Genomic DNA, 14,333 nt, shown 5'->3' on the forward strand with positions numbered 1-14,333 from the left:
CGGCGGCTCAGGACGTTCTCCTGTGCCCCGGCCTACTCGGGTTCCGGCATGTGCACGGGCATGACGCCGAGTACGAGGTTCTCCATGGCCTCGGGCATACGGCCGAAGCGGGCCAGCCAGTTGGCGACGACGTACAGTTCACCGTCCTCGCCCAGGCCGAGGAACCGGCCGGCAAGTTCGCCGACCGGGAAGAGGTGGTGGCCGATCTCCTCGCCCCACTCGTCGAAGCGGTCGGCCTCGCCCAGCGCCAGGAGTGAGTCCAGATCGACGGGTTCCCGGGCGCGTGTGATGCCTGCACCTCCGTGCCCGATCACCAGTTCGCCGAACTCGCCCAGGAAGTCCTCGGCAGCGGCATGAGAGCGGAAGCCGTCCTGCTCCAATTGCTGTTTCCAGCCGGTCGTATCGACAGCCCGCCCGGGATGCCAGCCCGCCTCCCGCAGAACTCGCTCCACCTCGGACGACCATGCCCGCGGCCCCTCCGGCCTCACGGCGTCATCGGTGCGCATCAGGCCCGCTGCGAACGCGGCGGCCTTTCCCGGATCGGGCGTCGTCAGCCGGACGATCTCCCCACGCCGGTCGTGGCCCACCACCGCATACCCGTCGGGCCGGGCGAACATCGCCGGAAGCGAGGCATGCCCCCACTCCTCCCATCTGTTCTCCGTGGACACGCTCAGCTGCTGCATCGACACCCAGGGGTACATTGCGCCGAGCGTGGCGTTGCGGCCAGCTGCCTCGATCAGGCATCCCAGGGACGGCGGACCCTGTTGATCGTCAGTGGGCCGAGGACGGTAGTTCTCCAGCAGCTTCGACCAGGCCGTTCTGCAACCGAGCGATGCGAGGGTGGAATCCATGCACCGACCCTGACGGTGCCGATCGCCTCCGTCAATGGAGGGGCCTGTGGCCACCGGCATCAGCCGTGCGACGATCCCGGTGTGAACGCTCCAGAAGACCTTTCCGCCGCCGAGCGCGCATTCATGCTCAACGCCTTTGAGATCGACATCCTCCCGGGCGTCCGCGGTGATCTGGACGAACCCCTCGCATCGGCGCCGCCTGGAGAGCTGGTTCCTATCCTCCTTCCCTTGATCGACAGGGGGTGGATCGACGTGTGCCGCGTCATCCCCTGGACGCCTCCGAGCGGGGGCGCCGGCTTCCAGCCCGGTCCGCCCCTCGCCCGCGAGGAACTGCTGAACGCCCTGGCTGATGCGGACAACTGGGAGTATCCGGAAAGTGGTGACTGGATCGACTGCGTGACGCTCACTCACACACCGGAGGGCCGTCTGATCTCCTGGTGAGCCGCTTCCCCTCTTCGGTAGTTCGGGCACCATGCAGTTGTCCTTTGTCATCCGCACGAGGGTGACAGTGAACCCAGCCGCCTTGGCTTACGCGTGCCAGCGAACCTTGCTGTGCGCGGTCCACGCGCCGGGGCGCTGGCAGGCACCGGTTCTCTCTACCGCGACACCACCTGGTCCACGAAGAGCTCGTGGGTTGCCCGGTTGTGCTTGCGTGCTGCCACGACCTGAGAGCGGAAGTTGCGCAGCGTTGATGTCACTAGCGGGTCTCGCAGTTGGCCCGGAGCGAAGGCACGCTGTTGTAGGAGCTCGCGGCTCGTGTCACAGAGCATCGCGCTGACCAACAGTTCCTGATCTGTTTCGGGGAGTCGTTCACGTCTCTGTCTCACCTCCCATGGCAATTCCTCGCGGGGTGGCAGGTAGCGTGCTGGATGATGGGACGGTGCAGCTCCCCTACGTCTACCGCGTGACCAAGTACAACCCCGCCGACCGTGACGAGCACGGGCAGTACACCGGCAGTGAGGACACGGTCAGCGATCACGGCGAGGTCGAGGCGTCTTATCTTCAGGCGGTCGCGGCCTTCGCCGAAGACACCGGCGTCGATCACCTGGCCGTACGTGAACCGCAGGTCCCGTCCTTCGCGCACTTCGGTTCGGAGCCTCTGGTGGACGGCTTTGGGTTGGCCGGGCTCTTCCCTACCGGTCCGACCGGTTTTCACGACGGGGCAGAGGTACCGCTCGACATCGCGCTGGAGCTGGTGCGCGCCATGTTGCGTGACAACGGCGCCTGGTGCCGGCTGGAGGCAGAAGGCGCGTTCGCGGTCCATGTGGGATGGGACCAGTACCTCTATATCGGCAGTAGCCGGCCCTGCAGGGAGGCACTGGCCGGAAGCCGCGCGCTGGGGCTGTTCCCAGAACGCCTGGACTCCTCTCCGTACGAGATGGAGACCGAGGGCGCAGATGTCCAGCGGCCCGGCGACGACGAGTTCTGGGCCGGTCTGCGCTGGGCAGTCGCCGCATGCCGCGCCGGGCTCCTGGAAGAGACGTACATCGAAGGCGCCTCGCGGTGGCACCGCCTCACGCGCGACTCCATCGACACGGTTCGCGCCGGGATCGCTCCCCGCGCCCGGCTGGCCGTGTGGCCGGACCTGTCCACCGACGTCGACGCAGTCATCGGTGCCCTCCCCGCCGAGGGCCTCGTCGAATGTGTCTGGCAGGACCAGGACGGCCGGATCCACAGCGTTGTCGCTGACGAGGATGAGTTCGCGGAGTTGGCCGCCCGGCTGTCCGATGCCGAAGCTGCAGCGCTCCTGTCCGTGTATGCCGATGAACGTGCGCCTCTGTTCACCGCTGTCATGCCCGACGACGACGGCGTGGTACGGGCCCGCTGGCAGACCGAGCCGACGCGGAGCGACCGGAACTGGGCCTTCCTCAAGACCCTTCACCGAGGCGAGACCGTCACCGGCACGGTGACCCACATCGCCGACTTCGGCGTCACCTTCGTGGACATCGGCGGCTTCGAAGCGATGATCAATATCCCCGAGCTGTCATGGCGTCCCTTCAACCACCCATCCGACATCGTCTCCGTCGGCCAGGAGATCGACGCCGAAATTCTCGACGTCGATCCCATCCGCGAACGCGTATCACTGTCCCTCAAGGCCCTGCACGAAGATCCGATGCCGCTGCTGACCGTGCAGATCGGCCAGACCCTCGTCGGCCGCGTCACCAAACTCATACCGTTCGGCGTCTTCGTACGCATTGAAGAGGTGGAGAACGGTTTCGAGGGGCTGGTACACAACTCCGAACTGGCCGACGAGCACCTGGAAAACCCTCAGCTCGGCATCCAGGTGGGTGACGCACTACTGGTCAAGATCCTTGACATCGACACGGTCCGGCGTCGAATCACTCTCTCGCACCGGCAAGCTGTTTCAGGGGTCTAGCCCCAGGACGTCTGACGATCAAGGCGACGGGACGAAAGTCGCCGACTGGTCAAGCAGGAAGGGGGAGCCGGACGCGGCAGGCTCCCAGCCCTGCGCCAGTGCCTCTTTGATGCTGGCGGCAACATGATCCGGCCTGACGGGCTCTGCTTCAACGCCCAGCCAGTTACTGGGGTGGCGGTTGGCCAGTGGTGACAACCAACGTCCTGCTCGGGCGGTCGTCGTCGGCGAGTTCGACGGCGTAGGCCAAAGGCGTCCAGCACAGTCCCTGCATGTAGGACGGCTTCCGGCGGATCCGCCAGCGGTAGGCGGCCCCGTCGACTGTGATCCGCCGAGAACCCTTCTTGTTCAGCGCCATCAGGCCCCCTCTCCTGCTCTCGGACTGTATGCCCTGCCATCGACCTGTCCCCGTAGATTCCTGGCTGCGATGGCGACCTGCCTCCTGAAAGGTGAGCGCCCCGACCCGCGACTCTCTTGGAGACGGCGCAGGTGTCATCGATGTGGCATCGACATCGACCGCCCCCGCACCGCCGCCCTCGCCCCTGGCTTGTCCGCCGGCGTCTCGCTGGAGGAGGTGCCACCGCTCGTGCGCGATGCCGATCCGCGGCCCGGACAGCTCGGATGGCAGGCGTGGGCCGAGCCTGTCGTCGGGGACCCGTACCTGTGGTGCGCCAGCTTCAGCGCCGGCGTGCCGCACGACCTGGCCGCGATCTTCGCTTCCTCGCTTGCCTCGCCCCACCCCGTGCCCCGGTCCACACTGCCGGCGGGAGTCGAGGGGCGGCTCACCGTCATCCAGCAGGGGGTTGATCGACAGAGGAGAGCACGCCGGTCGGAGTGAGGCAGGGCAGCGGGCGATCTCAAAACTTCGGGAAGTTTTCGGGAAAACCAGCCGTCAGAGGCCGCCTCTGGCCGGTTCCAGCCGGACGGATCCGGCCATCCGAGGGCCTCTCCCCGAGGTTCCCACCCCCGGCTGAAAACCGCCCCTGACCAGCAAAAAGACCCTCCCGAAGGAGGGTCTTCGTCGTGCGCCCCCGGCAGGACTCGAACCTGCGGCCAAGTGCTTAGAAGGCACCTGCTCTATCCGCTGAGCTACGGGGGCCCGTGATGGTGGGGTCAAGGATAGGGGTCCGACCACCCTGGCCCGGTTGCTTCACCTGCGTGGCACGATGTGGAGGTTCGGTGAAGCGGTCCGATAATCGCAGGCAGGTGCGATTCGTGCAGCGCTTTTCGCGCCACTCGGGCCGGGTGTTGTGCAGTCGTTATGCCCGGGGGTGCGGGCGAGCTCCCCGGCTACATCCGTTCGGTCGGCGCGCAGGGCCGCAATACGCTTCAAAAAGGCTCCAAAATTGGGCATTCTTCGCATGTGGTGACCTTGGACGAACGGCCTCAGCTGATCGACGCACTCTCCGCCCTGCGCGACCGTGTCGCCGCCGTGCGTCTCCCCCTCCCGCTGCCCGGCGCGCCGCGGGCCCGGCAGACCCGGGCCGAGTTGCTCGCCCAGCTCGACGACTATCTGGTGCCCCGTCTGAAGGATCCCGACGCACCGCTGCTCGCGGTCGTCGGCGGCTCCACCGGGGCCGGGAAGTCGACGCTGGTCAACTCGCTGGTGGGGCGGCGGGTCAGCGAGGCCGGGGTGCTCAGGCCGACCACGCGGACGCCCGTGCTCGTGTGCCACCCGGAAGACCACCACTGGTTCGCCGGAATGCGGGTGCTGCCGCAGCTCACCCGGGTCTGGCTGCCGGCGCAGGACGACGACCACCCGCCCGAGGAGCCGCCCGAGGACAACGCCCTGCGCCTGGAGACCGCCGCCACCCTGCCGCGCGGGCTCGCGCTGCTCGACGCGCCCGACATCGACTCGCTCGTCGTGGAGAACCGGCTCCTGGCCGCCGAGCTGATCTGCGCCGCCGACATCTGGGTCATGGTCACCACCGCGTCCCGGTACGCCGACGCCGTGCCCTGGCATCTGCTCCGTACCGCCAAGGAGTACGACGCCACCCTGGTCACCGTCCTCGACCGGGTCCCGCACCAGGTCATCGGCGAGGTGTCGCGGCAGTACGAGGCGCTGCTCGACAAGGCCGGCTTCGGCGACCTGCCCCGGTTCACCATCCCCGAGCTGCCCGAGTCCACCGGCGGCGGCAGCGGCCTGCTGCCCGACAACGCCGTCGCCCCGCTGCGCGGCTGGCTCGCCCACTGCGCCCAGGACCCGGCCGCCCGCCAGCAGGCCGTCGGCCGGACCGCCGCCGGCGTGATCGACTCGCTCGACACCCGGATGCCGGAGCTGGCCGGGGCGGTCGCGGCCCAGTACGCGGCCGCCGTACGGCTCGGCGGCGCCGTCGAGGCCGCGTACGAGGAGCAGGGGCGGCGGGTCCGCGAGCAGGTCCGCCGGGGCGCCGTGCTCGCCGGGGACGCCCGGACCCGCTGGCGCGGCTACCCGCGCGACAGCTCCGCCGACGAGCTCGTGGACGCCCTCGTCGAGTCCCTCGCCGCACTCGTGCAGTGCGCCGTCGCCGCCGCCGACGAGCGGGTGCGGGACGCCTGGCGCCGCGAACCGGCCGCCGGCGCCCTCGTGCCCGGGACGCTCGCGGGCGGCGCCCTCGCGCCCGGCGCCCCCGCGTACGGCGCCCTCGCACCCGGCGTCCCCGCGCCCGGTGAACGGGCCGGGGGACGCGGGGACTTCGGCAAGGACTCGGGCAAGGACTCCGGCGAGCGGATCGCCATGACCGTACGGCGCTGGCGGCGCGTCCTGGAGGAGATGGTCGAGGAGGAGGTACGGGAGACGGAACGCCCGGCCGCCTCGCGGGGCCCGGTCAGGGCCGGGAAGCGCGGGGCCGCCGCCGCGGCCCCCGACACCGAGACCCTCACCGCCCTCCTCGCCGCCGTCCTGCTCGGCGGGCGCCGCACCCGCGCCGCCGGCGACCGGCTCGCCGAACTCCTCGGCGCCCAGGGCGCGCTGCGCCTGCGGGACAAGGGCGGCGAGCTGCTCGCCGCGTACCTCGACCGCGCCCTGCACACCGAACGCGACCGGCTGCTCGCGCCCCTCGACGCCCTCGACGTGACCCCCGAGCCGCAGGCCGAACTGATCGCCGCGCTCTCCGTACTGCAGAAGGAGAAGTGACGCCGTGGACGACGAGAAGCGCCAGGAACCGGGCCGCTGGGACGACGGGCTCATCGCCCGGCGCGCCTCCGACCGCCCGGTCGCACAGGACGACGCGCCCGCGGGCCAGGACGACGACTCCCTCCCCGCCCTCGGCGGCACCTACGGCGGCGCCCTGCGCACCCGCCTCGACGCCCTCCACGAGCTCGTCGGCCTGTCCCGCACCCGCGTCGAGAGCGAGGTCCTGGCCGAGGCCGGCCGGGTCCTCGACGAGGCCGCGGCCCGGCAGCGGCTGTCCGCCCGGCACACCGTCGTCGCCATCGCCGGCGCCACCGGCAGCGGCAAGTCGACCCTCTTCAACGCCCTCGCCGGCGTCGCCGTCTCCGAGACCGGGCTGCGCCGCCCCACCACCGCCGCGCCGCTCGCCCTCTCCTGGTCCGAAGGGGCCGCGGGACTGCTCGACCGGCTCGGCATCCCCGGCCGGCTGCGCCGCAGGCCGCTCGCGGGCGGCGCGGGCGACGACGACCTCCAGGGGCTCGTCCTCATCGACCTGCCCGACCACGACTCCGCCGTCACCGCCCACCGCGACCAGGTGGACCGGCTGCTCGGCCTGGTCGACGCGGTGATCTGGGTGGTGGACCCCGAGAAGTACGCGGACGCGGCGCTGCACGAGCTCTACCTGCGGCCGCTCGCCGGGCACGCCGAGGTCACCTTCGTCGTCCTCAACCAGATCGACCGGCTCGGCACCGAGGCCGCCGACCTCGTCCTCGACGACCTGCGCCGCCTCCTCGACGAGGACGGCGTGGCGCTCGGCGAGCACGGCGAACCGGGCGCGACCGTGCTCGCGCTCTCCGCGCTCACGGGCGAGGGCGTCCCCGAACTGCGCGAACTGCTCGGCCGGTTCGTGCAGGAGCGCACGGCGCCCGAGCGCCGGCTCGCCGCCGACGTCGACGCCGCCGCGGCCAGGCTCCGGCCGGTGTACGTCGCCGACGGCCGGCCCGGGCTCGGCGAGCGGGCCCGCGACGAGTTCGCCGACCGCCTCGCGCTCGCGGTCGGCGCGCAGGCGGCCGGCGAGGCCGCCGAACGCGTCTGGCGGCGGGGCGCCATCAAGGCCTGCGGGACGCCCTGGCTCCGGCTCTACCGCTGGTACGAGCGGGTCCGCGCGCACGGCACCGGCACCGACCCGCGCCTTCAAGCCCCGGCCGAGGACGAGCTGACTGCCCGTCAACGCGTCGAGCAGGCCGTCCGGATCGTCTCCGACGAGGCGTCGCGCGGACTGCCCGGGCCCTGGGCGCAGGCGGTGCGCGAGGCGGCGGCGCGCGGCGCGGACGGGCTGCCGGAGGCGCTGGACGAGCTGGTGGTGACCATGGGCGACCCGGCGGCCCGGCCGCCCCGGCCCGCGTGGTGGCCGGCCGCCGTCCTCGCACAGGTGGTGATGACCCTGCTGCAGTTCCTCGGGGCGCTGTGGCTGGTCGGGCAGATCGTGGGCGTCCTGCGGCCGGGGCTGCTCGCGCCCGTCCTCGTCATGGTCGCGGGCATCGTCGGCGGCCCGCTGGTGGAGTGGGCCTGCGCGGCGGCGGTACGGGGGCCGGCGCGGCGGTACGGGCAGGAGGCCGAGCGCAAGCTGCGCGAGGCGGTCGCGGCCTGCGGGCGGGCCCGGGTGCTCGACCCGATCGCGGCGGAGCTGATGCGGTACCGGGAGGTGCGCGAGCAGTTCGTGACGGCCTCCGGCGCCACCCGGGTGGCGAGCCGGATCGCGAGCGGCGGGCGCCTGGGGCCGAGGAGGGCGGGCGCAGGCCGAAGATGAGCGGGAGCCGCCCCGCTCTCGTCGCGACCCCGTCGCCCGGAAGGGTGACGGGGTTTTCCACAACTCCCCGCCTGTCCACAGCTCTCAGCGGGATTTCCGGTCCGGCACCAGCATGGGATCCAGGCGACGGAAGCCCGATGAGAAAGAGGTGGGGGACATGAACGAGACGACGGTGACCCTGGTCGGCAACGTGGCGACGAACGTGGAGTACCGCGAGACGGTCACCGGCGGCGTGGCCCGGTTCCGCTTCGCGGTGTCAGCCCGGCGCTGGGACCGCGAGCGCGCGGTGTGGACGGACGGACCGACCAGCTTCTACACGGTCTGCGCCTGGCGCTCGCTGGGGGTGAACCTGGCGGCCTCGGTGTCGGTGGGCGAACCGTTGGTGGTGCACGGCAGGCTGAGGGTCCGTGAGGAGGAGCTGGAAGGGAAGCGGAAGACCTTCGTGGACGTCGACGCGATGGCCGTCGGGCACGACCTGACGCGCGGGACGGCGGCCTTCCGGCGGACGGTGCGGCAGGGGGCGGCGGAAACACCCGTACCGGAAGGGCAAGTTCCGAAACCCTCCGAATCCGAGCCCGATCCCTGGCAGACCCCCGCCGTAACCGTCCCCTGACCGACCGTTGTGGGGATTTGTCGATACCTTGACCTGCCGTTTCGCCTCAACTGGTGGCCGCTGATAACGATTTCGAGTCGGAATGGTTATCAGACCGTACGACGGGATACAGCGCCCTTCCCCGTCCTTAGGATTCCGGTTACTCATGAGGCACTTGCTTCCTGTGGGTCAGTGAGTTGCAGACAGGCTCTCCCCCCACGCGTCTCGATCGAAGGCGCGGAGCAGCCTGTCCGGAGGGGAAATCCATGTTTTCTGTACGGAGGCGCGGCGTTGCCCGCCTTGCCGCCGCGACCGTGGTCTCGGGCCTCGTCGCGGCCGGCGCGATAGCTGTCGCGGGACCGGCGACGGCGGACGAGGGCGGCCAGGGCACCGGCGGTGCCACGGCGACGCTCGGCGGCCTGAAGATCTACGACAGGGTGACCATCGAGGCGACCGGCCAGACGTACGCCGCCGGCCTCTTCAGCATGGACGTGAAGTCCGGTGGGTCCATCCAGACCTACTGCATCGACTTCCACACCAACGCCATCAACGGTGAGGACTACGACGAGGTCGGCTGGGACCAGTCGTCGCTCCACAACAACCCGGACGCCGGCAAGATCCGCTGGATCCTGCAGAACTCCTACCCGCAGGTGAACGACCTCGGTGACCTGGCCAAGAAGGCCGGCGCCCGGACGCTCACCCCGCGCACGGCCGCGGCCGCCACCCAGGCCGCGATCTGGCACTTCTCCGACAAGGTCGAGGCCACCCCGGTCAACCACGACGCGGCGCTGCTGACCAAGTACCTGGAGCGGAATGCCGGCGACCTGTCGGAGCCGTCGGCCTCGCTCAGCCTGTCGCCGTCCTCGGTGGCGGGCAAGGCCGGCCAGCGCCTCGGCCCGATCACGGTCGACACCAACGCCGACAGCGCCACGGTCTCCCTCGCGCCCGGCGCCCCCGCCGGCGTGAAGATCGTCGACAAGGACGGCAAGGCCGTCAGCGGTGTCAACAAGGGCGACAGCAAGTTCTGGCTCGACGTCCCGGCCGGCACCGCCGACGGCGCCGCCGAGGTGAACGTGCAGGCGAACACCACGGTCCCGATCGGGCGTGCCTTCGTCAGCAAGCGGGTCAAGAGCCAGACGCTGATCCTGGCCGGCACCAGCACCTCGACCGTCACCGCCAAGGCCACCGCGACCTGGGCGAAGCAGGGCGCCGTCCCCGCCGTCACGGCCGTGAAGAACTGCGCCAAGGGCGGCGTCGACATCACCGCCTCCAACGAGGGCGACGAGGACTGGACCTTCGACCTGAAGGGCGAGAAGCACACCGTCGCCCCGGGCAAGACCGAGACGTTCACCGTCCCGGTCGCCGAGGACGAGGCGTACAAGTTCACCATCACCGGCCCGAACGGGTTCGAGAAGGTCATCGAGGGCGTCCTCGACTGCAAGACGGCCACCCCCGGCCCGAAGCCGTCCGACACCCCGTCGCCGTCCCAGACCCCGGCCACCGGTGGCACCACCTCCGGCAGCACCTCCGGCACCACCGGTGGCGGCGACCTCGCCGAGACCGGTAGCTCCAGCGCCACCCCGATGATCGCCGGCATAGCCGTCGCGCTCGTCGTGGTCGGCGGCGGCGCGGTCTTCGTCCTCCGCAGGAAGAAGACGGCCGGCCAGTAAGCACCAGCGGCTGACGACGGCCCCGCCGCGCTGACCGCGCCCACCCACGGTGACCGACCGGTCGCTCAGGGAAGGCGCAGGTCAGGCCGTCCCCGCAGTACTGGTTTCCGCCGACGGGGCTCGGTCAGGCAAGATGGGGTACATCTGCCCACTCACTCCTTGCCGGACGGTTTCTCTTGGCTGAGTACATCTACACCATGCGCAAGACGCGCAAGGCGCACGGCGACAAGGTCATCCTCGATGACGTGACGCTGAGCTTCCTGCCCGGTGCGAAGATCGGTGTGGTCGGCCCGAACGGTGCCGGTAAGTCCACCGTGCTGAAGATCATGGCCGGCCTGGAGCAGCCGTCCAACGGTGACGCGTTCCTCTCCCCGGGTTACTCGGTCGGCATCCTCATGCAGGAGCCGAAGCTGGACGAGTCCAAGACCGTCCTGCAGAACGTCGAGGACGGCGTCGCCGAGATCAAGGGCAAGCTCGACCGGTTCAACGCCATCGCCGAGGAGATGGCCACGAACTACACGGACGAGCTCATGGAGGAGATGGGCAAGCTCCAGGACGACCTGGACCACGCCAACGCGTGGGACCTCGACGCCCAGCTGGAGCAGGCCATGGACGCCCTGGGCTGCCCGCCCGGCGACTGGCAGGTCGTGAACCTCTCCGGTGGCGAGAAGCGCCGCGTCGCGCTCTGCAAGCTGCTGCTCGAGGCCCCCGACCTGCTGCTGCTCGACGAGCCCACCAACCACCTCGACGCCGAGTCGGTGAACTGGCTGGAGCAGCACCTCGCCCAGTACAAGGGCACCGTCGTGGCCATCACCCACGACCGGTACTTCCTCGACAACGTCGCCGAGTGGATCCTCGAACTCGACCGCGGCCGCGCCATCCCCTACGAGGGCAACTACTCCACCTACCTGGAGAACAAGGCGTCCCGCCTCAAGGTCGAGGGCCAGAAGGACGCCAAGCGCCAGAAGCGCCTCAAGGAAGAGCTGGAGTGGGTCCGCTCCAACGCCAAGGGCCGCCAGGCCAAGTCCAAGGCGCGCCTCGCCCGCTACGAGGAGATGGCAGCCGAGGCCGACAAGATGCGGAAGCTGGACTTCGAGGAGATCCAGATCCCGCCGGGCCCGCGTCTGGGCAGCATCGTCGTCGAGGTCGAGAAGCTCAACAAGGCCTTCGGCGAGAAGGTCCTGGTCGACGACCTGTCCTTCACCCTGCCCCGTAACGGCATCGTCGGCGTGATCGGCCCGAACGGCGCCGGCAAGACCACGCTCTTCAAGATGCTGCAGGGCCTGGAGACCCCGGACTCCGGCGAGATCAAGGTCGGCGAGACCGTCAAGATCTCGTACGTCGACCAGGGCCGCGCCAACATCGACCCGAAGAAGACGCTGTGGGAGGTCGTCTCCGACGGCCTCGACTACATCAACGTCGGCCAGGTCGAGATGCCGTCCCGCGCCTACGTCTCCGCGTTCGGCTTCAAGGGCCCGGACCAGCAGAAGCCGGCCGGCGTGCTCTCCGGCGGTGAGCGCAACCGCCTCAACCTGGCGCTCACCCTCAAGCAGGGCGGCAACCTGCTGCTCCTCGACGAGCCGACCAACGACCTCGACGTCGAGACCCTGTCCTCGCTCGAGAACGCGCTGCTCGACTTCCCGGGCTGCGCCGTGGTCGTCTCCCACGACCGCTGGTTCCTCGACCGGGTCGCCACGCACATCCTGGCGTACGAGGGCGACTCCAAGTGGTTCTGGTTCGAGGGCAACTTCGAGTCGTACGAGAAGAACAAGATCGAGCGCCTCGGCCCGGACGCGGCCCGTCCGCACCGTGCCACCTACAAGAAGCTGACCCGAGGCTGATCACTTCATGGCTCGGCACATCTACTCCTGCCCCCTGCGCTGGTCGGACATGGACGCCTTCGGGCACGTCAACAACGTGGTCTTCCTCCGCTATCTGGAGGAGGCCCGGATCGACTTCATGTTCCGGCTGGCGCCGGGGGACGGGAGCCCGTCGTTCTCCGGCGGGTCCGTCGTGGCCCGGCACGAGATCGACTACCTGCGGCCGCTGGTCCACCGGCACGAGCCCGTCACCATCGAGTCCTGGGTGACCAAGATCGGCGCGGCCTCGCTGACGATCGCGTACGAGATCAAGGACCCGGACGTCACGTACGTCCGGGCGTCCACGGTCGTCGTGCCGTTCAACCTGGAGACGCAGCGCCCGCGCCGGATCTCCGACGAGGAGAAGTCGTTCCTCAAGGAGTACATGGACGACGGGATGACCTCCGCCGCATGACCGCCATCGCGCCGCTGCACTTCGCCGACCCCAGGGAGGCGGCGGGCCTCGCCGCTTTCCTGCGCCGGCTGCTGCACTACGACCGCGCCGCCGCCGTCCGCCTCCAGGCCGGCGGGGGCGCGCTCGCCGTGTTCGGACGGCCGCCGTCGTTCGAGGTCATCGCGATCCGCACGGCGCAGCTGGTCGACGCGGCCGACCTGGACGTCACCGTCTCGGCCGGTGAACTCCTCGAAGGCATCGAGGAGACGGCCGGCAAGGCGATCCTCCCCGGCTCCGTCACCGGCCCGCCCTGGGCCGGAGTCCTGCCGCCGCGCGCCGGCTGGCAGCCGGTGACCGGGCTGCCGCCGGTCGACGAGATACGGGGCGCGGTCGCCGCGGCCGTGACCGAGTTCCGGACCCGCGACGAGGCCCTGCCCGAGGAGCGGCGCACCCGCGCCGAGCGCGAGCGCCTCGGCCGCGAGATCTGGTCCCGCACCCTCGCCGACACGGGCCTGCCGCTGCGCGCCGCGCACGCGGCCCAGTCCCTCGGCTTCCTGCCCGCCCTCCCCGGCGAGGAGCTGCCGGTGGCGCTGTTCGCCGCCGGGCCCTGGCTGCGGCTCCGTACCCCGTACGGCTCGGTCGCGCTGCGGACGGTTCCGATGTCGCTGAGCGTCACGCCGGGCGCCGCCCGGTGACCACTCCCGTGGTCGAGGGCCCGCTCACCGGCGCCGAGCTCAACGAGCTCTTCCACGCCTCCTGGCCCGGCCACCGGGACACCGACTTCGGCCCGGTGTTCGCCCGCCGGCTGCTGCACGTCACCGCACGCCGCGACGGGCGGCTCGTCGGCTATGTGAACGTGGCCGGCGACGGCGGCGCGCACGCCTTCGTGCTGGACACCACCGTCCACCCCGACGAGCGCCGCCGGGGGCTCGGCGTCGCACTCGTCCGCAAGGCCGCCGAGGCCGCCCGGGAGCGCGGCGCGCACTGGCTGCACGTCGACCACGAGCCGCACCTCACCGCCTTCTACGCCGCATGCGGCTTCCGGCCCACCGCCGCCGGCCTCATGCCGCTCAGCGGGTAGGCCCCGACCGCCCCTCCCGGGCGACCGTCACCACCGTCGCCACCGCGCACAGCGTCAGCAGCACCGACGGGAGGACCGGCGAACCGGTCGACACGTTGTCCTTCGCCAGGACCGGGTCCAGCCGATGGGTCGGGTCGTAGGCGATCCGGACGGTGGCGCCCGGCTCCCCGACGCGTTCCCGCGCCGTGAACTCGGACGGGTAGCCGCCCTCGCAGTCCAGTGTGTGGTGGAAGATCCAGTAGCTGCTCGGCGCGTCCTCGCCGAACGTCTCGTGGAACACTCCCTTCGGCTTGCCGACGACGACGCACGAGACGACCGCGCCGCGCACCCGCGAGTCCCGCGCCTCCACCCACACCGAGCCCAGGCCCGCCACGAGGAGCAGCAGCGCGAGGATGCTCCCGCCCTCCCGGAAGAGGGCGTTGTGCGCGGCCAGGGCGATCACGGTCAGCAGCAGACCCACGAGGACGGCGACCGCCATGGGGACGCTCGTGGTCCTGAGCATGGTCCACGACGCCCACGAGTGCAGCAGCACCCCGGCACCGGCGGGCACGAGCACGGCACCCGCGTACGACACGACCTTCCGGATCACGCAACCACCCCCGGTAGGGGGA

Annotated in this window: 14 protein-coding genes and 1 tRNA gene; 11 read left to right on the forward strand and 4 right to left on the reverse strand. The window is 70.7% G+C overall.

Features of this window, described 5'->3' with window-relative positions; translation table 11 throughout:
* Window positions 1–32: 32 nt before the first annotated feature.
* Complete coding sequence (locus ACWEJX_RS06040) at window positions 33–851, reverse strand: SUKH-3 domain-containing protein (protein ID WP_451606315.1); 819 nt, start codon at window positions 849–851, stop codon at window positions 33–35.
* Between the two features lie 81 nt (window positions 852–932).
* Here ACWEJX_RS06040 and ACWEJX_RS06045 point away from each other — a divergent pair, with 81 nt between their 5' ends.
* Entirely contained in the window at window positions 933–1,292 is a 360-nt protein-coding gene (locus tag ACWEJX_RS06045; RefSeq protein WP_451606316.1) for a hypothetical protein, read from the forward strand.
* Between the two features lie 439 nt (window positions 1,293–1,731).
* The gene (locus ACWEJX_RS06050) at window positions 1,732–3,228 is read left to right on the forward strand and encodes a S1 RNA-binding domain-containing protein (RefSeq protein WP_451606317.1); all 1,497 of its coding nucleotides are present in this window, start codon (window positions 1,732–1,734) and stop codon (window positions 3,226–3,228) included.
* Window positions 3,229–3,391: 163 nt separating this feature from the next.
* Here the strand turns inward: ACWEJX_RS06050 and ACWEJX_RS06055 are convergent, their stop codons facing one another.
* On the reverse strand, window positions 3,392–3,583 hold the full coding sequence (locus ACWEJX_RS06055; RefSeq protein WP_451606318.1) for a hypothetical protein: 192 nt from the start codon (window positions 3,581–3,583) through the stop codon (window positions 3,392–3,394).
* A 69-nt stretch (window positions 3,584–3,652) separates the two neighbouring features.
* On the opposite strand from ACWEJX_RS06055, the gene ACWEJX_RS06060 reads away from it, so the two are divergent.
* A complete protein-coding gene (locus ACWEJX_RS06060) occupies window positions 3,653–4,063 on the forward strand; it encodes a DUF317 domain-containing protein (protein WP_451606319.1) in 411 nt (136 codons plus the stop codon).
* 188 nt (window positions 4,064–4,251) lie between these two features.
* On the opposite strand, the gene ACWEJX_RS06065 is transcribed toward ACWEJX_RS06060, so the two are convergent.
* Window positions 4,252–4,324 (reverse strand) — tRNA-Arg (locus ACWEJX_RS06065).
* A gap of 273 nt (window positions 4,325–4,597) precedes the next feature.
* Here ACWEJX_RS06065 and ACWEJX_RS06070 point away from each other — a divergent pair.
* The 8 genes from ACWEJX_RS06070 (at window position 4,598) to ACWEJX_RS06105 (ending at window position 13,722) form a co-directional block, all read left to right on the forward strand.
* Window positions 4,598–6,340: a dynamin family protein gene (locus tag ACWEJX_RS06070; RefSeq protein WP_451606320.1), complete on the forward strand. Its 1,743-nt coding sequence runs from the start codon at window positions 4,598–4,600 to the stop codon at window positions 6,338–6,340.
* 4 nt (window positions 6,341–6,344) lie between these two features.
* On the forward strand, window positions 6,345–8,126 hold the full coding sequence (locus ACWEJX_RS06075) for a GTPase (protein ID WP_451606321.1): 1,782 nt from the start codon (window positions 6,345–6,347) through the stop codon (window positions 8,124–8,126).
* Between the two features lie 157 nt (window positions 8,127–8,283).
* Window positions 8,284–8,739: a single-stranded DNA-binding protein gene (locus tag ACWEJX_RS06080; RefSeq protein WP_451606322.1), complete on the forward strand. Its 456-nt coding sequence runs from the start codon at window positions 8,284–8,286 to the stop codon at window positions 8,737–8,739.
* Between the two features lie 245 nt (window positions 8,740–8,984).
* The gene (locus ACWEJX_RS06085; protein ID WP_451606323.1) at window positions 8,985–10,388 is read left to right on the forward strand and encodes an LAETG motif-containing sortase-dependent surface protein; all 1,404 of its coding nucleotides are present in this window, start codon (window positions 8,985–8,987) and stop codon (window positions 10,386–10,388) included.
* Window positions 10,389–10,564: 176 nt separating this feature from the next.
* Window positions 10,565–12,229 carry an energy-dependent translational throttle protein EttA gene (gene ettA / locus ACWEJX_RS06090; RefSeq protein WP_403792813.1) on the forward strand — a complete coding sequence of 555 codons (1,665 nt, stop codon included), beginning with the start codon at window positions 10,565–10,567 and terminating at the stop codon, window positions 12,227–12,229.
* Between the two features lie 7 nt (window positions 12,230–12,236).
* Entirely contained in the window at window positions 12,237–12,662 is a 426-nt protein-coding gene (locus ACWEJX_RS06095; RefSeq protein ID WP_451606324.1) for an acyl-CoA thioesterase, read from the forward strand.
* Window positions 12,659–13,336 carry a hypothetical protein gene (locus ACWEJX_RS06100; protein WP_451606325.1) on the forward strand — a complete coding sequence of 226 codons (678 nt, stop codon included), beginning with the start codon at window positions 12,659–12,661 and terminating at the stop codon, window positions 13,334–13,336. The genes ACWEJX_RS06095 and ACWEJX_RS06100 overlap by 4 nt, the downstream gene beginning before the upstream one ends.
* Complete coding sequence (locus ACWEJX_RS06105; protein WP_451606326.1) at window positions 13,333–13,722, forward strand: GNAT family N-acetyltransferase; 390 nt, start codon at window positions 13,333–13,335, stop codon at window positions 13,720–13,722. Before ACWEJX_RS06100 ends, ACWEJX_RS06105 begins: the two co-directional genes overlap by 4 nt.
* Here ACWEJX_RS06105 and ACWEJX_RS06110 read toward each other — a convergent pair.
* Complete coding sequence (locus tag ACWEJX_RS06110; protein ID WP_451606327.1) at window positions 13,712–14,311, reverse strand: hypothetical protein; 600 nt, start codon at window positions 14,309–14,311, stop codon at window positions 13,712–13,714. The genes ACWEJX_RS06105 and ACWEJX_RS06110 overlap by 11 nt on opposite strands.
* Window positions 14,312–14,333 lie beyond the last annotated feature (22 nt).

The sequence above is a fragment of the Streptomyces sp. NPDC004788 genome (assembly GCF_053601115.1).

Coding starts and splice junctions, on each gene's coding strand:
- ACWEJX_RS06080 (WP_451606322.1), top strand. CDS start 8,284: ATGAACGAGACGACGGTGACCCTGGTCGGCAACGTGGCGACGAACGTG.
- ACWEJX_RS06060 (WP_451606319.1), top strand. CDS start 3,653: ATGGCGACCTGCCTCCTGAAAGGTGAGCGCCCCGACCCGCGACTCTCT.
- ACWEJX_RS06100 (WP_451606325.1), top strand. CDS start 12,659: ATGACCGCCATCGCGCCGCTGCACTTCGCCGACCCCAGGGAGGCGGCG.
- ACWEJX_RS06040 (WP_451606315.1), bottom strand. CDS start 851: ATGGATTCCACCCTCGCATCGCTCGGTTGCAGAACGGCCTGGTCGAAG.
- ACWEJX_RS06085 (WP_451606323.1), top strand. CDS start 8,985: ATGTTTTCTGTACGGAGGCGCGGCGTTGCCCGCCTTGCCGCCGCGACC.
- ACWEJX_RS06095 (WP_451606324.1), top strand. CDS start 12,237: ATGGCTCGGCACATCTACTCCTGCCCCCTGCGCTGGTCGGACATGGAC.
- ACWEJX_RS06055 (WP_451606318.1), bottom strand. CDS start 3,583: ATGGCGCTGAACAAGAAGGGTTCTCGGCGGATCACAGTCGACGGGGCC.